Annotated in this window: 12 protein-coding genes; 9 read left to right on the top strand and 3 right to left on the bottom strand. The window is 68.2% G+C overall.

The window, feature by feature from the left end; all coding sequences use genetic code 11:
- Positions 1 to 65: 65 nt before the first annotated feature.
- Complete coding sequence (locus IG196_RS20535) at positions 66 to 959, bottom strand: LysR family transcriptional regulator (protein ID WP_192192777.1); 894 nt, start codon at positions 957 to 959, stop codon at positions 66 to 68.
- Positions 960 to 1,048: 89 nt separating this feature from the next.
- Between IG196_RS20535 and IG196_RS20530 the strand changes: the two genes are divergently transcribed.
- Genes IG196_RS20530 through IG196_RS20495 form a run of 8 tightly spaced genes read left to right on the top strand, consistent with a single transcriptional unit; the run spans position 1,049 to position 9,045 of the window.
- Entirely contained in the window at positions 1,049 to 2,227 is a 1,179-nt protein-coding gene (locus IG196_RS20530; protein ID WP_192192776.1) for a CaiB/BaiF CoA transferase family protein, read from the top strand.
- The gene (locus IG196_RS20525; protein ID WP_192192775.1) at positions 2,224 to 2,742 is read left to right on the top strand and encodes a MaoC family dehydratase; all 519 of its coding nucleotides are present in this window, start codon (positions 2,224 to 2,226) and stop codon (positions 2,740 to 2,742) included. The genes IG196_RS20530 and IG196_RS20525 overlap by 4 nt, the downstream gene beginning before the upstream one ends.
- A gap of 46 nt (positions 2,743 to 2,788) precedes the next feature.
- Entirely contained in the window at positions 2,789 to 3,787 is a 999-nt protein-coding gene (locus IG196_RS20520) for a Bug family tripartite tricarboxylate transporter substrate binding protein (protein ID WP_192192774.1), read from the top strand.
- Positions 3,788 to 3,807: 20 nt separating this feature from the next.
- Positions 3,808 to 4,791 carry a Bug family tripartite tricarboxylate transporter substrate binding protein gene (locus tag IG196_RS20515; protein ID WP_192192773.1) on the top strand — a complete coding sequence of 328 codons (984 nt, stop codon included), beginning with the start codon at positions 3,808 to 3,810 and terminating at the stop codon, positions 4,789 to 4,791.
- Positions 4,775 to 6,043, top strand: coding sequence for a CaiB/BaiF CoA transferase family protein (locus IG196_RS20510; protein WP_192192772.1), 1,269 nt, complete (start codon positions 4,775 to 4,777; stop codon positions 6,041 to 6,043). Before IG196_RS20515 ends, IG196_RS20510 begins: the two co-directional genes overlap by 17 nt.
- Positions 6,040 to 7,197: an acyl-CoA dehydrogenase family protein gene (locus IG196_RS20505; RefSeq protein ID WP_192192771.1), complete on the top strand. Its 1,158-nt coding sequence runs from the start codon at positions 6,040 to 6,042 to the stop codon at positions 7,195 to 7,197. The genes IG196_RS20510 and IG196_RS20505 overlap by 4 nt, the downstream gene beginning before the upstream one ends.
- 20 nt (positions 7,198 to 7,217) lie before the next feature.
- Positions 7,218 to 8,201 (top strand): acyl-CoA dehydrogenase, encoded by a 984-nt coding sequence (locus IG196_RS20500; protein ID WP_192192770.1) that lies wholly within the window; start codon positions 7,218 to 7,220, stop codon positions 8,199 to 8,201.
- 40 nt (positions 8,202 to 8,241) lie between these two features.
- Positions 8,242 to 9,045 carry a crotonase/enoyl-CoA hydratase family protein gene (locus IG196_RS20495; protein ID WP_056579453.1) on the top strand — a complete coding sequence of 268 codons (804 nt, stop codon included), beginning with the start codon at positions 8,242 to 8,244 and terminating at the stop codon, positions 9,043 to 9,045.
- Positions 9,046 to 9,062: 17 nt separating this feature from the next.
- Here IG196_RS20495 and IG196_RS20490 read toward each other — a convergent pair whose 3' ends face one another.
- Both IG196_RS20490 and IG196_RS20485 read right to left on the bottom strand, forming a co-directional pair.
- Entirely contained in the window at positions 9,063 to 11,387 is a 2,325-nt protein-coding gene (locus IG196_RS20490) for a sensor histidine kinase (RefSeq protein WP_192192769.1), read from the bottom strand.
- A 6-nt stretch (positions 11,388 to 11,393) separates the two neighbouring features.
- Complete coding sequence (locus tag IG196_RS20485; RefSeq protein WP_192192768.1) at positions 11,394 to 12,221, bottom strand: helix-turn-helix domain-containing protein; 828 nt, start codon at positions 12,219 to 12,221, stop codon at positions 11,394 to 11,396.
- 644 nt (positions 12,222 to 12,865) lie between these two features.
- Between IG196_RS20485 and IG196_RS20480 the strand changes: the two genes are divergently transcribed.
- Complete coding sequence (locus IG196_RS20480) at positions 12,866 to 19,570, top strand: tandem-95 repeat protein (protein ID WP_192192767.1); 6,705 nt, start codon at positions 12,866 to 12,868, stop codon at positions 19,568 to 19,570.
- Positions 19,571 to 19,587: the final 17 nt, after the last annotated feature.

The raw sequence follows: 19,587 nt of genomic DNA, 5'->3' as shown, positions 1-19,587 counted from the left end.
CCCCAAAAACAGACCCTGACGGTCGCGCGGGTTCTAGGCTTTGGGCGTGAGCAGGCCGGGCCGGCTCAATCGGCCGGCTGCTCGAGCACGCTGTCAGCGAAGCGCTGCGCCGCCGAGGTCTGCGCGCCCGGCGGCAAGGCGAGGGCGATGCCGATGGCGGTCTGTGCGCCCGGCCCCGCGAGCGGCTTGAACACCACGTTGCGCGCCACATGCCGCGCCGCCACCGAAGGCACCAGCGCCACGCCCAAGCCGCTTTCGACCAGGCTGATCAGCGTCTGCACCTGCACCGCCTCCTGCTGCACGTCGGGAATGAAGCCCGCCTGCTGGCAGGCCAGGAGCGCCGCCGCGTGCAGGCCCGGCACTTCCATGGCGCCGTACATCACGAAGGGCTCGGCGGCCAGGTCCGACAGCGCCAGCCGACGCCGCCGCGCCAGCGCATGGCCGGCCGGCAGTGCGGCCACGAACACATCGCGCTCCGCCGGGAACACGCGCGCCTTGCAGGCCCGCCCGATCGGAAAGCGCACCAGCCCCACGTCGACGTCGCCGTTTTCCACCATGCCCACGATGCGCGCGGTGGTCGATTCGCCCAGCACCAGCTGCACGCCCGGGTAGCGCGCACGAAAACGCGGCAGCACGCGCGGCATCAGCGCGTAGGTTGCTGAGCCCACGAAGCCCACGCGCAGCAGCCCCGCCTCGCCGCGCGAGGCTGCCTGCGCCACCTTGGCGAACTGCTCGCCGTGGAACACCGCACGGCGCGCTTCTTCGAGGGCGGCCGTGCCCGCGGGCGTCAGCTCGGTGCCGCGCCGGTTGCGCAGGAACAGCGGCACGCCCACCTGCTCCTCGAGCCGCCGGATCGAGGCCGACAGCGGCGGCTGTGCCATGTGCAGCCGCTCGGCCGCGCGATGGAAATTGAGCGTTTCGGCAAGGGCGATGAAGTGGCGCAGCTGGCGGATGTCCATGATCTGTAAACGGTATCACAGAGCGCATATTTGATATTGGACGGCATGGCGACCGCTTCGCAGAATCGGCGCCAGGAGACTGACCAACGATGCTTCCCCTTCAGGGCGTGAAAGTGCTCGACCTTTCGAGCGTGGTGTTCGGGCCGCTGGCCAGCCAGACCTTGGCCGACTACGGTGCCGACGTGATCAAGATCGAGCCGCCCGAAGGCGACTCCACCCGCCGCACCGGCCCCGCTGCCGAGCCCGGCATGTCGGCCGTGTTCCTGGGCAGCAACCACAGCAAGAAGAGCGTCGTGCTCGACCTCAAGCGCCCCGAGGCGCGCGAGGCGCTCATGGCGCTGCTCGCCGACGCCGACGTCTTCATGCACAGCATGCGCCCGCAAAAGCTTGCGCCGCTGGGCATCGACCCCGACACGCTCACCGCGCGCTTTCCGCGCCTCGTGTATGCCGGCCTGCACGGCTTTGCGCAGGGCGGCCCTTATGCCGGGCGGCCTGCGTACGACGACGTCATCCAGGGCATGTCGGGCCTTTCGGCGCTCATGGAACAGCAAAGCGGCGAGGCGCGCTACCTGCCCACCATCGCCGCCGACAAGACCTGTGCGCTGGTGGGTGCGCAGGCCATTCTTGCGGCGCTGTTCCGGCGCGAGCGCACCGGGTGCGGCTGCTTCGTCGAGATCCCGATGTTCGAGACCATGGTGGCCTTCAACCTCGTCGAGCACCTGTACGGCCGCCACTTCGAGCCGCCGCTGGCCGACGCCGGCTACCCGCGCGTGCTCACGCCGTGGCGCCGCCCGTGGCGCACCGCCGACGGGCACATCTGCATGATGCCGTACACCTCCGCGCACTGGCGCCGCTTCTTCGCCGAGGTGGGCGAGCCCGCGCTGGCCGACGACCCGCGCTTTGCCGACATGGCCGCGCGCACGCGCCACATCGGCGAGCTGCTCGAACTGGCCGGCGGCTTCGTGGCCACGGGCAGCACCGCGCACTGGCTCGCCATCTGCGAGCGGCTCGAAATTCCGGCCGCGCCCGTCAGCCGCCTGGACGACCTGCCGCGCGACCCGCACCTGGTCGCCACCGGCTTCTTCACCGAACTGCACGACCCGAACATGGGCGCCATGCGCTTCCCCGGCGTGAGCGTGAAGTTCGACGGCGTGCGCCCGCCCGTGCGCATGCCGCCGCGCCTGGGCGAACACACGCGCGAAAGCCTCGCCGCGGCGGGCTGGCCCGCCGAACGCATCGACCGATTCCTGGAGACCTCATCGCAATGACCGACACGCCCCGCCCGCTTCCTTCCCTGTCGCCGCAAGACCGCACGCTGCCTCGCCTCGGCCAGGGCTTCGTCTGGCAAGACCTTGCGGTCGGCCAGCGCATGCGCACCTTTCGCCGCACCATCACCGAGACCGACCTCGTCAACTTCATCGGTGTGACCGGCATGCTCGAGGCGATCTTCATCGACGCCGAGTACGAGGCCGGCGCCATCGCGGGCCGCCCCGTGCCGGCCGCGCTCACCTACACGCTCATCGAGGGCTTCATCATGCAGACCATGATCCAGGGCACCGGCCTGGCCATGCTCGAGTTGGTGCAGAAGATTCACGCGCCCGTGCTTGTCGGCGACGCCATCGAGGCCGTGGTCGAGGTCACCGGCATCCGCCCGACGTCGAAGGGCAACCGCGCCATCGTCGATTCGCGCATCGACGTGTTCAACCAGCACGGCCGCTGCGTCATGCACTACGACGCGCGCCGCCTGCTCGCGGGCCGGCCGCAAGACGTTGCCGCGGCCTGATCCGCTTTCGAATTTCGCCACCCATAAATACCAACGGAGACAAGACATGCCCACTCGCCATTCATTCATGCCCTTCACGCGACGTGCCCTCGTCGGCACCGCACTGGCCCTCGCCATCGCCGCCCCGGCCGCCTTCGCCCAGGGCCCCGCCTACCCGGCCAAGCCGATCACCATGGTCGTGCCGTTCCCGCCAGGCGGACCCACCGACCTCGTCGCGCGCGTGCTCGCGCAAAAGCTCGGCGAGCAGCTCGGCCAGCCCGTGCTGGTCGACAACCGCGGCGGCGCCAACGGCAACATCGGCGCGCAGATGGTCGCCAAGGCGGCGGCCGACGGCTACACCGTGCTCTACAACACCTCGTCGATTGCGCTGAGCCCCGCGCTCTACAAGAGCGTGTCGTACGACGTGCAGAAAGACTTCGCTCCCGTCGCGCTCGTGGCGGTGGTGCCGCTCGCACTGGTCACGCACCCTTCGGTGCCGGCCAGCACCGTGAAGGAGTTCGTCGCCTACGCCAAGGCCCACCCCGGCAAGCTGTCGTACGGCTCGGCGGGCAACGGCAACGTCACGCACCTGGGCGCGTTCCAGTTCGTGCAGGCCAACGGCATCGACGCCACCCATGTGCCCTACAAGGGCAGCGCACCGGCCGACGTCGACCTCGTCGGCAACCAGATCCAGTTCATGACCGACACCGTCAATTCAGTGATGGGCTTCGTGCGCGACAAGCGCCTGAAGATGCTCGCCGTGACCACCGCCAAGCGCATGTCGATGTTTCCCGATGTGCCCACGCTTGCCGAATCGGGCATGCCCGGTTTCGAGGTGGGCGCGTGGCAGGGCGTGATGGTGCCGGCCGGCACGCCGCAGGCCGTGGTCGATCGCCTGAATGCCGAGATCGTCAAGGCGCTCAAGTCGCCCGACGTGCGCGAGCGCCTGGCGCTGCAGGGCGCCGAGCCGCTGGGCTCCACGCCCAAGGAGTACGGCGCCTACGTGAAGAAGGAGCTGGCGCGCTGGGCCGGCGTGGTCAAGGCCACGGGCGTGACGCTCGACTGAACGCGAAGGAGCCCATCACCATGCGCACCCACTTTCATCGCCTCGCGTTCGCCGCGCCGCTGCTTGCACTGGGCATCGCCGCCTTCGGCGTTGCCCCTGCCGCCGCGCAGGAGTTTCCGTCCAAGCCCATCAAGTTCGTCGTGCCGTTTCCGCCGGGCAGCGGCACCGACACCTCGGCGCGCTACTTCGGCCGCAAGCTCACCGAGCTCACCGGCCAGCCCGTGGTTGTCGAGAACAAGCCCGGCGCCAACGGCTTCATTGCGGTGAAGGCCGTGCTCGCCGCGCCGGCCGACGGCTACACCGTGTTCGTGGGCAGCAACTCCACACTGGCCGTGAACGTGGCGCTGTTCAAGTCGCTGCCCTACGACCCCGTCACCGAGTTGGCACCGCTCACGATGATGATGCGTTCGCCCGCGCTCATCGTCGTGCCCGGCCCGTCGCCCTACAAGACCCTGCCCGAGCTGATGGCCGGCGCCAGGGCCAAACCCGGCGCGCTCAACTACGGCGCGGGCTCGGCCGGCTACCAGCTCATGGCCGAGCTGTTCAACGACGCCGCCAAGGTGCAGACCCGCCACGTGCCCTTCAAGGGCGCGAGCGAAGCGCTCGTGGCCGTGGTGTCCAGCACCGTCGACCTGGCCTTTGCCGAGATCACCAGCGCGCAGGAGCTGGCCAAGTCGGGCAAGGTGCACGCGCTGGCGGTGGCGGCCGACAAGCGCCTGCCCGCGCTGCCCAATGTGCCCACCGCCGCCGAGGCCGGCCTGCCGGGCTTTGCGGCCTACACCTGGGTCGGTGCCATGGTGTCGGCCAAGACGCCCAAGGCCGAGACCGACAAGCTCGCCGCGCTGCTCACCAAAATCGAGACGCTGCCCGAAACGCGCGAGTTCTACGAGCGCATCGGCGCCGAAGTCATGCGCGGCGGGCCCGAGGAAATGCGCGCCTTCCAGGCCGCGGAAATCCAGCTGTGGAAACGCATCGCGGTGAAGGCCAATGTCGAACAGCAGTAAGAAGGCCGCCGGAGCACCCGGCACGCCCGGCGCCGGTGCGCTCTCGCACCTCCGCGTGCTCGACCTCTCGCGCGTGCTGGCCGGCCCCTGGGCCAGCCAGACCCTGGGCGACCTGGGCGCCGAGGTCATCAAGATCGAACGGCCCGGGCGCGGCGACGACACCCGCCTGTGGGGCCCGCCCTTCCTGAAAGACCGCGAAGGCGCCGACACCCGCGACTCCGCCTACTACCTTTGCGCCAACCGCAACAAGCGCTCGGTGGCCGTCGACTTCACCACGCCCGCCGGCCAGGCGCTGGTGCGCGAACTGGCCACGCGCTGCGACGTGGTGGTCGAGAACTTCAAGGTCGGCAGCCTCGCGCAGTACGGGCTCGACCACGCCTCCCTGCTGGCCCTGAACCCGCGCCTCGTGTATTGCTCCATCACCGGCTTCGGCCAGACCGGCCCCTATGCCGAGCGCGCCGGCTACGACTTCCTCATGCAGGGCATGGGCGGCCTCATGAGCATCACCGGCCGCGCCGACGGCGAGGAGGGCGCCGGTCCGGTGAAGGTGGGCGTGGCGCTCACCGACATCCTCACCGGCCTGTACGCCAGCACCGCCATCCTGGCCGCGCTGCAGTCGCGCGACATCACCGGCGTGGGCCAGCACATCGACCTGGCGCTGCTCGACGTGCAGGTGGCCTGCCTCGCCAACCAGGGCATGAACCACCTGTACGGCGGCGAGCCCAGGCGCATGGGCAACGCCCACCCCAACACCGTGCCGTACCAGGACTTTCCGACGCAAGACGGCTTCATGATCCTGGCCATCGGCAACGACGGGCAGTTCGGCAACTTCTGCCGCGCGGTCGGGCATGCGCAGTGGGCCGACGATGCGCGCTTCAGGACCAACGCCGACCGCATTGCGCACCGCACCGAGCTCATCGCACTCATGCGCGCGCTCACCGTCACGCGCGGCACCGCCGAGTGGATCGCGCTGTTCGAGCAGGTGGGCGTGCCCTGCGGCCCCATCAACACCATCGCCGATGTGTTCGAAGACCCGCAGGTGAAGGCGCGCGGCACGCAGATCCGCATGACGCATCCGGTGGCGGGCGAGATCCCGCTGGTTGCCAGCCCGCTGCGCATGTCGCACACGCCGGTGCAGTACCGCCGCGCGCCGCCGCTGTTGGGCCAGGACACGCGCGACGTGCTGGCCGACGTGATGGGCCTCGGGCCCGAGGCGATCGCAGAACTGATCAAACAAGGAGTAGTCGCATGAGTGCGCTGACCTCGCTGTCGATGACAGCGATCCCCCCCGAAGACGAGGCGCTGCGCGCGCCCGTGCGGGCCTTTCTTTCCGAGGCGCTGGCCCATGTGCCCGCGCACCTTCGTGCCAAGTCATGGTCCGGCTACGACAGCGCCTTCAGCCGCGAACTCGGCCGGCGCGGCTGGCTCGGTATCACCTTGCCCACCGAATACGGCGGCGGCGGCCGCAGCGCCTTCGCGCGCTACGTGCTGGTCGAGGAGTTCCTGAACTTCGGTGCGCCCGTCGGTTCGCACTGGATCGCCGACCGCCAGAGCGGCCCGCTCATCCTCAAGTACGGCACCGAGGAACAGAAGCGCTTCTACCTGCCACCGATCTGCCGTGGCGAGTCGTTTTTCTGTATCGGCATGAGCGAGCCCAACGCCGGCTCCGACCTGGCCAGCGTGCGCACCCGCGCCGTGCGCACGGCCGAAGGCTTCACGCTCAACGGCCAGAAGATCTGGACCACCAACGCCCACCACTGCCAGTACATGATCGCGCTCGTGCGCACCTCGGGCGAGGCGCAGGACCGGCAGAAGGGCCTGTCGCAGGTCATCGTCGACCTGAGCCTGCCGGGCGTGACCGTGCGGCCCATCACCGACCTGTCGGGCGACTCGCATTTCTGCGAGGTGTTCTTCGACAACGTGGCGCTCGCACCCGACGCCCTCATCGGCGAAGAGGGCAGGGGCTGGGAGCAAGTGACGGCCGAGCTGGCCTTCGAGCGCAGCGGGCCCGAGCGGCTGTTCTCCAGCATCGTGCTGTTCGACGAATGGCTCGCCTTCGTGCGCACCGAGGCCGGCCGCACGCCCGCATCGGTGCGGCTGGCCGGCAAGATTTTGAGCCAGCTCGCACCGCTGCGCGCCATGTCGCTCGCCGTCACCGAGAAGGTGGCGCAGGGCGGCAGCCCGATCGTCGAGGCCGCGCTCGTCAAGGACCTGGGCACGGGCGTGGAGCAGCTCATTCCCGCCGCCATTGCAGACGACCTGTATGCGCGCGACGGGCAGGACATTCCGCTCGAACTGCTGCGCACGCTCGACTACGTGACGCAGGTCGCGCCGTCGTTCTCGCTGCGCGGCGGCACGCGCGACATCCTGCGCGGAATGATTGCGCGCGGCCTCGGCCTGCGTTGACACCACAAGGACAACAGACGATGGACGACATCTACATCGACGCCCTGCGCGGCGTACTCACCGACCGCTGCACGCTGCAGGCCGTGCGCGACATCGAAGGCGGGCAATCGGCCGAAGCGCTGTGGCAGGCGATCGAGGAATCGGGCTTTGCCGATGCGCTGCTGCCCGAGGTCGAAGGCGGCGCGGGCCTCTCGCTGACCGAGGCCTTTCCCCTGCTCGAACTCTGCGGCGCCTTCGTGGTGCCCGTGCCGCTGGCCGAGACCATGGTGGCGCGCTCGCTGCTGGCGCAGGCCGGCGTGCCCCGGCCCGGCGGCAGCATCGCGCTGGCGCAGGGCCGACTGCAGAGCGACGGCACATTGGTGTGCGAGCGCGTGAGCTTCGGCCGCGTGGCCGACTGGGTGCTCGTGGGGCTGGGCAAGACCTGCCTGCTGCTGCCGGCGGATGCGGCCGTGTCGACCGCCGCCGTCGCGCCGCTGGACGCCACGCTGTCGTGGTCCGCCCCCGCGCAGGCCGCCGCGTTGCCGGTGCCGGGTGTGGCCGACGTGCGCGTGCCGCTGGCCTGCGTGCTCGCCGCGCAGCTCGCCGGCGTGCTGATGAGCGTGTTCACGCGAACGCTGCAATACGCCAACGACCGCAACCAGTTCGGCCGGCCCATCGGCAAGTTTCAGGCCATCCAGCACCAGCTGGGCGTGATCTCCGAGCACGCCTTCGCGGCCCGCATGGCCGCGCAGATGGGGTGCAGCACCGACCGCCTGCGCGTGGCCATCGCCAAGGCGCGCACCAGCGAGGCTGCGCTCGAAGTGGCGGCGCTGAGTCACTCCATCCACGGCGCCATCGGCTTCACCGAAGAGTTCGACCTGCAGATGTACACGCGCCGCCTGCACGCCTGGCGCCAGGCCGGCGGCTCCGAGTCGCACTGGCACGACGTGGTGGGCGCCGAGCTGGTCGACCGCCGCGACGGCCTTGCGCTCGACCTCATCCGCGCCACCACCGACCCGGCGTGAAAGCCCGAACGACGACACAAGACACCCAAGGAGATTCCGCATGACCACCGCCCCGTTTTTGAAGACCACGCGCGACGGCGCCATCCTCACGCTCACCATGAGCCAGCCCGCAACGCGCAACGCGCTCACCGGCAACACCGCCGTCGACGAGATCGTGCAGGCCTGCGCCGACATCACGCGCGACCGCAGCATCCGCGTGGTCGTGCTCACCGGCGAAGGCCCCGTGTTCAGCTCGGGCGGCAACGTGAAAGACATGCAGCGCTACGAGAAAGAAGGCCTGTCGCCGGAGGTGATCCGCGAGGAATACCGCAACGGCATCCAGCGCCTGCCCAAGGCGCTCTACAACCTCGACGTGCCCGTGATCGCCGCCGTCAACGGCCCCGCCGTGGGCGCGGGGCTCGACCTCACCTGCATGTGCGACATCCGCATTGCGTCAGAGAAAGCCACCTTTGCCGAGAGCTTCGTCAAGGTCGGCATCGTGCCGGGCGACGGCGGCGCCTGGCTGCTGCCGCGTGTGGTCGGCATGTCGAAGGCGTCCGAGATGGCCTTCACCGGCGACGCGCTCAGCGCGCAAGAGGCGCTGGCCTGCGGCCTCGTCTCGCGCGTCGTGCCGCACGAGCAACTTCTCGAAGAAAGCCTGCGGCTCGCCGCCCGCATCGCCGCCAACCCCGGCGGCGTGCTGCGCATGACCAAGCGGCTGCTGCGCGAGGGCGAGCGCAGCACCCTCGAATCGCTGCTCGAAATGTCGGCCGGCTACCAGGCCATTGCCCACATGACCGGCGACCACCGCGAGGCCGTGCGCGCGTTCGTGGAAAAGCGCAAGCCGGTGTTCGGCAACGACTGACGCTTGACGCTTCGCAGCTAGAGCGCGCGCACAGGCGCCGCGCGCGCAATCAGGCGAATCTGCTCGAAATCCAGCCGGTCCAGCGCCTGGCGAAGCGTCAGCACCATCGGCTGGCTGTGCGCGTCTGTGGCCAGCCGGTTCACCCATTCGTGCAGGTCGCTCCATCGCCCATCGCGGGCGAGCGCTTCGAGTTCGTCCTTCTGCGCCGGTGACAGCGGCGTCAGCACCGGAAGTGGCCGGCGCGCCCTGGGCTTTGGGCGCGGGATGGGCGGGGCGATGGGTTCCGGCGGCGGCGGTGCAGACGGCGCATCCGACGAAGGCGCCGGCTCCGTCGCCAGCGAGAAGACCACCCGCGTCCCCGTGCCCATGCCGCTGTGGATCGCCAGTTGCCCGCCCATCCGCTGCACGATGCGCTGCGCAATCACCAGCCCGAGCCCGCCGCCCGCCATGCTGGGCGCGTTGTCGGCCAGCAGGCGGGTCATGCGGTCGAGCGTGTCCGTGTCGATGCCCGTGCCGCTGTCGGTCACTTCGAAGTGCAGCTGCCACGCATCGCCAACGGCGGCGGGCAGGGCGTGCACGCGCAGTGCGATCGTCCCGTTGCGCGTGAACTTGGCCGCGTTCGACAGCAGGTTCAGCACCACCTGCTGCAGCCGCTTGCCGTCCAGGCGGACCATGGCCGGAAGCGCACCGTCGATGGTCAGTTCGAAGCTGTTGTGCTGCCGCTGCGCGAGCGCGTCCGCGTACTGCGCGATGTTGTCGACCAGCGTGCGCAGCTGCACCGGCTGCGCTTCGACGGCCAGTGGCGCCAGCTCGCCCTTGGCGTAGTCGACCAGCTCATCGATCAGCTCCAGCTGGTAGGTCGCGCTGCGCTCGATGGTGGCGAGCCGCGTGGGCACCGGCGTGTCGATGCCGTCCTGCATCAGCCGCAGGTTGCCGAGGATGGTGGCCACCGGCGCGCGCAGGTCGTGGCTGATGTAGGCCAGCAGCTCCTTCTGCTCGCGCGTGCGCTGCTCGGCCTGGCCCAGCGCCTCGCTCAGGGCGCGGGTCTTGCGCACCACTTCTTCTTCGAGCCGCTGTTGTTCCTGGGCCTGCCACGCCAGCAGCGTCTGCTGCGCCGCATTGCGCTGGCGCGTCTCCTGGAACGACCACGCCGTGATCGCGAACGCGCCGACCAGCATGCCCGGGAACGCCAGCGCATAGTGGTCGAAGTCGGACATCGAACGCTCCGCGAACATCAGCGCCGACATGCGCATCAGCGCGCCCACGCAGATCACCAGCATCACCAGCAGCGACAGCCGCCCGCCCGGGCCGGCGCGCCGTTGGTAGATGAAAGTGCAGACCGTCAGCGCGAGCACGATCAGCGGCGCGTTCACGATGCCGATGGACGCGAAGGTCGCGTAGGGGCCGAGCAAGGTGCCCAGCATCACGACGATTTCGACAGCGGCCAGCACGAACAGCAGCGGGCGCCCGGGCACGCGCATGGGGCTCTGGCGGCTGCGCTCGTGAAAGTACAGCAGCAAACACAGCACCGTGGCCGCCACCATCACGCTGTGCCCGCGGTAGCTCCAGTCGGTGCTGTTCGGCCACAGCGCAATGCGCGCATAGCCCCGGTAGGTGGCCTCGTACAGCGCCAGCAGCGCAAAGCTCCCGAACTGGAACGCGAGCATCGGCGCGCGCGAAATCCACCACAGCGCGGCCGAATACACCGCGAAGGCCAGCAGCCCGCCGATCAGCAGGCCGCTCAGCAGCGCATGGTTGCGTTCGATGTGATGCCACGCCTCGTCGGTGTGCAGCTCCAGCACCAGCTTGATCTGGCCCGTGCTCATCACGCGCACCAGCACCTGCACCGACTCGCCCGGCTGCAGGTCGATCTGCAGCTGCGGAATGCGGTCGTAGCGGTGCGTGGCGTCCATCGGGTCGGACACGCCGGCTTGCGCGTGCGTCCACGCGGGCTGCCCATTGCGCGTGCGCAGCAGGTGAAAGTCGACGTGCCGCAGCCACGTCACGTTGAGCCCGAGGCGCGCCGTGCGCACCTCCGGCGCATCGTTGACGAGCGACAGGCGCAGCCAGACCGCCGATGTCGAAAACCCGCGCATCAACTGGTCGGGCGTGGCGGGCGCGAAGCCATTTGCGCCACCGCTTGGCAGCGCGAGCACCTCGCTCGCCGACAGTCGGGCCGTCGGGTCTTCCAGCACCTCGACGGTTTGTTCGACGGCAACGTCGCCCAGGGCCAGCGCGCTGAACTTGACCGCTTCCGCTGCATTGGCTGCGAAGACGCACAACCACAAGGCCAGGCCGAGCAGCAAGCAGCTCGCCCATCGGGGCACGTGCGCCGGATGCATCACGCGTCAGGTGCTCGAACGCTCGACGCCGGCCTGGCGGCAGGCCGAGGGCGTGCAGTCGAAGTACTCGCGAAACGCCGTCGCGAAATTCGCGGCGCTCGAGAACCCCACCGCCGCGGCGATCTCCTCGATGCGCATCGCCGATTCGAGCAGCAGGCGCTGCGCCTCGTGCAGCCGTGCCTCGCGCACGAACTCGAACACCGTGCGGTTCGCCAGCTCCTTGAACACGCGCGACAAGCGCTTCTCGTGCGTGCCCACGCGCGCCGCCAGTTCGCGCAGCGGCAGCACGCGGCTCAGGTCGGCCAATATCAGTCGCTCCGCCGCCTGCATCAGCGCACGGTCCATGCCCGAGCCCGGCGCGCCGCCGTCGTTCGCGGCGGGGCGATCGAGCGGCTGCGGTGGTTCCGCTGCAGGCGCGGTGCGCGCCCTGCGGCATTCCGCCAGCGCCAGGTGAATCTCGACGCGGGCCATCACCTCGGCCGGATCGAAGGGCTTCACGATGTAGTCGACCGCGCCGGCCCGCAGGCCCGTCAGGCGCTCTTCCACGCTGGCCGACGAGGTCACGAAGATCACCGGAATGTCCGCCGTGGCCGGGTCGGCCTTCAGCAGGCGGCAGGCGGCAAACCCATCGGTGCCGCCCAGGCGCACGTCCAGCAGCACCAGGTCCATCTGCAGCGTCGTTGCACGCCGGTAGCCCTCCATCGCGTCGAAGGCGAGCGTGATGCGATAGCCGGTGCCCCGCAGCGTTTCCAGCAAGAGCTTGAGTTCGTCAACGTTGTCATCGACAACCAGAAGATGAGCTCTCCGGGGCTCCGGAGGGGACCAATAGGACATGAAAGGAGGGAACGACGGCCCGGCGTTTGCACGCCCTGCGGTCGAATCAATGTAACCAAGGAATTAATTTGGTAATCATTGTCACAAAGATTGCAAATTCATCCAATGACTGCCATTCATTCCTGATCGATTCGCTTGCCATTCGTGTAGGTGACCCCAAACGGGCGCTATGCGACAGCCTCTGAAAAGCCCTCTGTCAGAGGAGAAACGGGGCGCCGGAGGCGGGCGAATTCAGCATTCCCGGTATTGCAGGAAATAGCCGGGCCGATTCCGTCCATCAAAAGAAATGGACGGTCTGGCAAAAGCCAATAAGCCAAAAGGCCGCCCCTCCCACTTTCCAAAAACCGCGAATTGACGAATTTCTCTCGCCATTCGTGTGAAGTATTCGACGTTCGCACACGTTTGTGAACAGTTGTCCGCCACGGCAAAAGCCGCGGCCTCTCCGGCAAAAGTCCGGACTACCCCCCGCACCAAGAATCCCGCCCCATGCAAGCGCAAGCCTGTGTGGGACCCGCACCGGGTCTCGCCGGCAAGTCCTCGAGAGACGCAAGCGGCGCTCGAGATTTCCCAATGTGTGCGGCCCGGGCTGTTCGTCGAAAGCGACGGCGCGCCCGAGGTTCGGAGTCAAGGAGCAAAGACAAATCATGGAAGCTGTTTACAAGTCTGGTGGCGCGTCGTCCCGCAAAGCGGCGGCGGAAACCCCTCTGGTTCTGGATCGCCCGTCGATCGTCTCGCTGAAGATCGCGCCCGAGAGCGTGCTCAAGTTCGAGCGCCGCGGCGACGACCTCGTGCTCGTGCTGCGCGACGGCCAGGAAGTCGCCGTGCGCGGCTTCTTCGCCGAGTACCCCGACGGCGGCCGCAACGACCTCGTGCTCGAAGACGGCGCCGGCGTGCAGTGGTGGGGCCAGTACACCGCGCCCTGGAAAGACTTCCACTTCACCGAGATCGAATGGAACGACGCCGGCGGCGCGCTGCTGCCCGACGGTGTGCCCGGCTGGCTGCTGGGTGCGCTCGGCGTGCTGGGCGTCGGTGCCGCCGCGAGCGGTGGTGGCGGCGGCGGCCCGGCCTTCATCCCGCCGCTGCTCCCCCCGCAGAACCGCGGCCCCGAAGGCAAGGCCGAGCCCGTCGTCACCGAGCAGGACAAGCCCGTGAACGGGCAGGTGCAGGCCACCGACCCCGACCGCGACACGCTGAACTACACCGTCGCCAAGGGCCCCGAGCACGGCACCGTCACCGTCGATCCGTCCACCGGCCAGTTCGTCTACACGCCCAAGCCTGGCTACGAAGGGCCCGACAGCTTCGAGGTGACCGTCAGCGACGGCAAGGGCGGCACCACCACCGTGAAGGTGCCCGTGACCGTCTCGCCCGTCAACGACGCGCCCACCGCGCCCGACTACACCGAGACGACGAACGAAGACACGCCCGTGAGCGGTCGCGTGACCGGCAGCGACATTGATAGCGGCGACACGCTGACCTACACCAAGGGCAGCGATCCGGCGCACGGCACGGTGACGGTCAACCCGGATGGCACGTACACGTACACGCCGAACCCGGACTTCCATGGCACGGACAGCTTCACCGTGACGGTGAGTGATGGCAATGGCGGGACGACGACGAGCACGGTGACGGTCACGGTCGATCCGGTGAACGATGCGCCCACGGTCCCGAACTACACCGAGACCACGAACGAAGACACGCCGGTCAGCGGGAAGGTGATCGGTAGCGACGTTGATGGCGATGCGCTGACATACACCAAGGGCAGCAACCCGTCGCATGGCACGGTGACGGTGAACCCCAACGGCACCTACACCTACGTTCCCGGCCCCAATTTCAACGGCACAGACAGCTTCACCGTCACGGTCAGCGACGGCCACGGCGGCACGACGACGAGCACCGTGAACGTGACCATCAACCCCGTCAACGACGCCCCCGTGTTCGTCGAAGGCGGCGGAGGCGGCACGCCGGTCGACACAACCACCGGCTACGTCTTCGGCTACGACGAAAACCGCCCCGCAGGCACCGTGCTCGGCACCGTCCGCGCCACCGATATCGACAGCGCGACCATCACCTACAGCATCCTCTCGGGCAACGACAACGGCTACTTCGCCATCGACCCGGTCACGGGCGAGATCAGCCTCACGCCCGCAGGCGCCGCAGCGTTCGTCAACGACTACGAAGCGGGCGTCAACGCGCACGCGCTGGTGGTCGGCGCGAACGACGGCACGGTCACGACGAACATCCCCGTCACGCTCAACGAGCAGAACGTCAACGAGGCGCCGACGGCGCCTGACTACACCAAGACCACGAACGAAGACACGTCCGTCAGCGGGCAAGTGATCGGCACCGATGCCGATGGCGACACGCTGACCTACACCAAGGGCAGCAACCCAGCGCACGGCACTGTCACGGTCAACGCCGACGGCACGTACACCTACGTGCCCGGCGCCAACTTCAACGGCACCGATAGCTTCACCGTCACCGTCGACGACGGCCACGGCGGCACGACGACGAGCACCGTGAACGTCACGATCAATCCGGTCAACGACGCCCCGACGGTGCCGGACTACAGCAAGACGACGAACGAAGACACGCCGGTCAGCGGCAAGGTGACGGGCACCGACCAGGACGGTGACGCGCTGACCTACACCAAGGGCAGCGACCCAATGCACGGCACGGTGACGGTCAACGTCGACGGCACCTACACCTACGTCCCCGGCGCCAACTTCAACGGCACCGACAGCTTCACTGTGACGGTGAGCGACGGCCACGGCGGCACGACCACGAGCACAGTGACGGTGACGGTCGCTCCCGTCAACGACGCTCCTGTGTTCGTCGATGGAGGCGGCAAGCCGGTGAACACGACAGACGGCTATGTCTTCGGCTACGACGAAAACCGCCCCGCAGGCACCGTGCTCGGCACCGTCCGCGCCACCGATGTCGACAGCGCGAACGTCACCTACAGCATCCTCTCGGGCAACGACAACGGCTACTTCGCCATCGACCCCGTCACGGGTGCGATCAGCCTCACGCCTGCAGGCGCCGCAGCGTTCGTCAACGACTACGAAGCAGCATCCAATGCCCACGCGCTGACAGTCGGTGCGAACGACGGCACGGTCACCACCGTCATTCCCGTCACGCTCAACGAGCAGAACGTCAACGAGGCACCGACAGCGCCCAACGACACCAAGACCACGAACGAAGACACGCCCGTCAGCGGCCAGATCGTCGGCAGCGACGTCGATGGCGACACGCTGACCTACACGAAGGGAAGCGATCCCGCGCACGGCACGGTCACGGTCAACGCCGATGGCACCTACACGTACACGCCAAACCCGAACTTCCATGGCACCGACAGCTTCACCGTCACGGTGAGCGACGGCCACGGTGGCATGACGACGAGCACTGTGAACGTCACGATCGACCCGGTGAACGATGCGCCGACGGTGCCGAACTACACCAAGACCACGGACGAAGACACGCCAGTCAGTGGCCAGGTCGTGGGCAGCGACGTCGATGGCGACGCGCTGACCTACGTGAAGGGCAGCGATCCCGCGCACGGCACCGTCACGGTCAATTCCGATGGCACGTACACCTACGTTCCAGGTGCGAACTTCAACGGCACGGACAGCTTCACCGTCACGGTGAGCGACGGCCACGGTGGCACGACGACGAGCACCGTGAACGTCACGATCGACCCGGTCAACGATGCACCGACGGCACCCGACTACACGAAGGCCACGAACGAAAACACGCCCGTCAGCGGCCAGGTCGTCGGCAGCGACATCGACGGCGATACGCTGACGTACACCAAGGGCAGCGATCCAACGAACGGCACCGTCACGGTCAACGCCGACGGCACCTACACGTACACGCCTGGCGCTAGCTTCAACGGCACCGACAGCTTCACCGTCACGGTGAGCGACGGCCATGGCGGCACAACGACCAGCACCGTGACGGTGACCATCGACCCGGTCAACGACGCGCCGACGGTGCCCGACTACACCAAGACCACGAACGAAGACACGCCCGTCAGCGGCCAGGTCGTCGGCAGCGACGTCGATGGCGATGCACTGACCTACACCAAGGGCAGCGACCCAGCGCACGGCACGGTCACGGTCAACCCCGATGGCACCTACACCTACACGCCGGGCGCCAACTTCAACGGCACCGACAGCTTCACCGTCACGGTAAGCGACGGCCACGGCGGCACGACGACGAGCACCGTGAACGTGACCATCAACCCCGTCAACGACGCCCCCGTGTTTGTCGACGGTGGCGGTACGCCGGTGAACACGACAGACGGCTATGTCTTCGGCTATGACGAGAACCGCCCCGCAGGCACAGTGCTCGGCACGGTCCGCGCCACCGACGTGGACAGCGCGACCGTCACCTACAGCATCCTCTCCGGCAACGACAACGGCTACTTCGCCATCGACCCGGTCACTGGCGCAATCAGCCTCACGGCCGCTGGCGCCGCGGCTTTCGTCAACGACTTCGAAGCGGGCGCCAACGCGCACTCGCTGGTGGTCGGCGCGAACGACGGCACGGTCACGACGAACATCCCCGTCACGCTCAACGAGCAGAACATCAACGACGCACCGACGGTGCCCGACTACAACGAGACGACCGACGAAGACACGCCTGTCAGCGGCAAGGTCATCGGCAGCGACGTCGATGGCGACGCGCTGACCTACGTCAAGGGCAGCAACCCAGCCAACGGCACGGTCACGGTGAACGCTGACGGCACGTACACCTACGTCCCTGGCGCCAACTTCAACGGCACCGACAGCTTCACCGTCACGGTGAGCGACGGCCACGGCGGCACGACGACCAGCACCGTGAACGTGACCATCAACCCCGTCAACGACGCCCCCGTGTTCGTCGACGGCGGCGGCACGCCGGTGAACACGGCGGACGGCTATGTCTTCGGCTACGACGAGAACCGCGCCGCAGGCACTGTGCTCGGGACCGTCCGCGCCACCGACATCGACAGCGCGACCGTCACCTACAGCATCCTCTCGGGCAACGACAACGGCTACTTCGCCATCGACCCGGTCACGGGCGAGATCAGCCTCACGCCCGCAGGCGCTGCGGCCTTCGTCAACGACTTCGAAGCCGGCGCCAACGCGCACTCGCTGGTGGTCGGCGCGAACGACGGCACGGTCACGACGCCCATCCCCGTCACGCTCAACGAGCAGAACGTCAACGAGGCACCGACGGCGCCCGACGACACCAAGACCACGAACGAAGACACGCCCGTCAGCGGTCAGATCGTCGGCAGTGACGTCGATGGCGACACGCTCACCTACACCAAGGGCAGCAACCCGTCGCACGGCACGGTGACGGTGAACGCCAACGGCACCTACACCTACATCCCTGGCCCCAACTTCAACGGCACCGACAGCTTCACCGTCACGGTGAGCGACGGACATGGCGGCACGACCACCAGCACGGTGAACGTCACCGTCAATCCGGTGAACGACGCGCCGTCGGCCACGGTGACCAACGCAGAAGTCGTCTCCGAAGGCAGCCTGCCCGGTGGCATTCCGGCTGCGGGAGAGCCGCCGCTGCAATCGACCGGCACCATCTCCATCACGGACCCGGACAGCCTGGCCGGCGACCTGTCGGTGTCGCTCAGCGGCCCCAACGGCGTCACCTCCGGTGGCCAGCCGGTGACGTGGACCTGGGACGCGGGCACGCACACGCTCACGGGCAGCGTCACCGTCGGCGGCGTCACCACCGACGTGATGACCGTGGCCGTGGGCAACGTCAGCGCCACGGGCGCGGGGCAGTTCGAGGCGGGCTACACCGTCACGCTGAAGGCGCCGATCGACCACCTGCCGGGCAACGGCGAGGGCGTGACGAACCTGCACTTCGAGGCCGTGGTGAGCGACGGCCAGGCCAGCGGCGCGCCGGTGGGCTTTGACGTGCCCGTCAAGGACGATGCGCCGGTGCTCGTGAATGGTGAACAGGCCGTCGATGTGGCGCCGATCCACACGAACCTGATGGTGATCCTGGACCTTTCCGGGAGCATGGGCGAGGAGAATCCGACGCGGCTCTCCCGTGCGAAGGCGGCCGTCCAGAATCTGATCGACGGCTACGACCTGTACGGCGACGTGCGGGTACAGCTCGTCACCTTCAGCACGACTGGACAGGCGCAGCAGGCCTGGATGACGGCGGCCGAGGCCAAGGCGCTGGTGCAGAACCTGCAGGACGGGGGCAGCACCAACTACGACGCTGCCCTGGCCGCGGCGATGAGCGGTTTCTCGGCCGGCGGCAAGCTGCAGGGTGCCCAGAACGTGTCTTACTTCCTCACGGATGGCGAGCCGACGCGGGGCGATGGCAACACAGAGCAGTTGTCGAACAACAGCAGCAGCGGTTCGGCCGACTACGGTATTCAGGCGACGGAAGAAGCGATCTGGAAGACCTTCCTCACCAACAACCACATCAACTCGTTCGCACTGGGCCTGGGGTCCGACCTCTTGCCCGCGGCGCAGGGCATCATCGACCCCATTGCCTACAACGGCAACACCGGCACGAACACCAACGGCAAGATCGTCACCGACACGAGCCAGCTGAACGACATGCTGCAAGGCACGATCAGCGTGCCGCCCACGGTCAGCAACCTGCTGACCGGCGGCCTCGGTGGCTCGTCGGGCTTTGGCGCCGACGGCGGCCATGTGTCCACGCTGAGCATCGACGGCACCACCTACGCCTTCGACAGCAACACGGGCGTGATGACGAAGACCGGTCCCGCCACCGGCAGCGACTACAGCTACAACGCGGCGACGCACCAGGTCACCATTGCAACGGCGCAGGGCGGCAAGCTGGTCGTGGACTTCGACTCGGGCGAGTTCAGCTACCAGGTGGCACCGCGTACCACCAGCTCGCACAACTACGACGAGACCCTCAGCTACCAGGTGGTCGACCGCGACGGCGATGCGAGCAACGTGGCCACGCAGACGCTGCACGTCAACTACACGCCCGCAGCCGGTGCAGCGGGAGCGGCAGCGCTCTTCAGCTCGCCCGATTCGCTGGGCCTGGCCGGCGTCGACGAAGTGACGGTGTCGATCGAGCAGCAGCAACAACAGCACGATGCGCCGCATTTCCCCTTCGGCGACAGCCCATGGGGAGGCATGCAGCTGTCCGACATGCTGCAGGGTTTCGGCGCGGCCGAGTCGCTGCATGCGCTGCTGCAGGCTGCGTTCCCGCCGCCCTTCGCAGCCGCGCAGGCATCGCCCTCGGTGCTGGCCCTGGCGTCGTCGGCCGATTCGCTCGCGGCCTACGCACCGCCCGTGGCCCCTTCGCTCGACGACGAGCTTCACATGGGCCTCGCGCTTCACCACTGACCGACCGGAGTGCCGGC

The sequence above is a fragment of the Variovorax sp. 38R genome (genome assembly GCF_014843395.1).
Lineage (GTDB): Bacteria > Pseudomonadota > Gammaproteobacteria > Burkholderiales > Burkholderiaceae_C > Variovorax > Variovorax paradoxus_H.
Note: the sequence above shows the minus strand (reverse complement) of the source record. Positions and strands in the feature narration are given on the sequence as shown.

Coding starts and splice junctions, on each gene's coding strand:
- IG196_RS20535 (WP_192192777.1), bottom strand. CDS start 959: ATGGACATCCGCCAGCTGCGCCACTTCATCGCCCTTGCCGAAACGCTC.
- IG196_RS20530 (WP_192192776.1), top strand. CDS start 1,049: ATGCTTCCCCTTCAGGGCGTGAAAGTGCTCGACCTTTCGAGCGTGGTG.
- IG196_RS20525 (WP_192192775.1), top strand. CDS start 2,224: ATGACCGACACGCCCCGCCCGCTTCCTTCCCTGTCGCCGCAAGACCGC.
- IG196_RS20520 (WP_192192774.1), top strand. CDS start 2,789: ATGCCCACTCGCCATTCATTCATGCCCTTCACGCGACGTGCCCTCGTC.
- IG196_RS20515 (WP_192192773.1), top strand. CDS start 3,808: ATGCGCACCCACTTTCATCGCCTCGCGTTCGCCGCGCCGCTGCTTGCA.
- IG196_RS20510 (WP_192192772.1), top strand. CDS start 4,775: ATGTCGAACAGCAGTAAGAAGGCCGCCGGAGCACCCGGCACGCCCGGC.
- IG196_RS20505 (WP_192192771.1), top strand. CDS start 6,040: ATGAGTGCGCTGACCTCGCTGTCGATGACAGCGATCCCCCCCGAAGAC.
- IG196_RS20500 (WP_192192770.1), top strand. CDS start 7,218: ATGGACGACATCTACATCGACGCCCTGCGCGGCGTACTCACCGACCGC.
- IG196_RS20495 (WP_056579453.1), top strand. CDS start 8,242: ATGACCACCGCCCCGTTTTTGAAGACCACGCGCGACGGCGCCATCCTC.
- IG196_RS20490 (WP_192192769.1), bottom strand. CDS start 11,387: ATGCATCCGGCGCACGTGCCCCGATGGGCGAGCTGCTTGCTGCTCGGC.
- IG196_RS20485 (WP_192192768.1), bottom strand. CDS start 12,221: ATGTCCTATTGGTCCCCTCCGGAGCCCCGGAGAGCTCATCTTCTGGTT.
- IG196_RS20480 (WP_192192767.1), top strand. CDS start 12,866: ATGGAAGCTGTTTACAAGTCTGGTGGCGCGTCGTCCCGCAAAGCGGCG.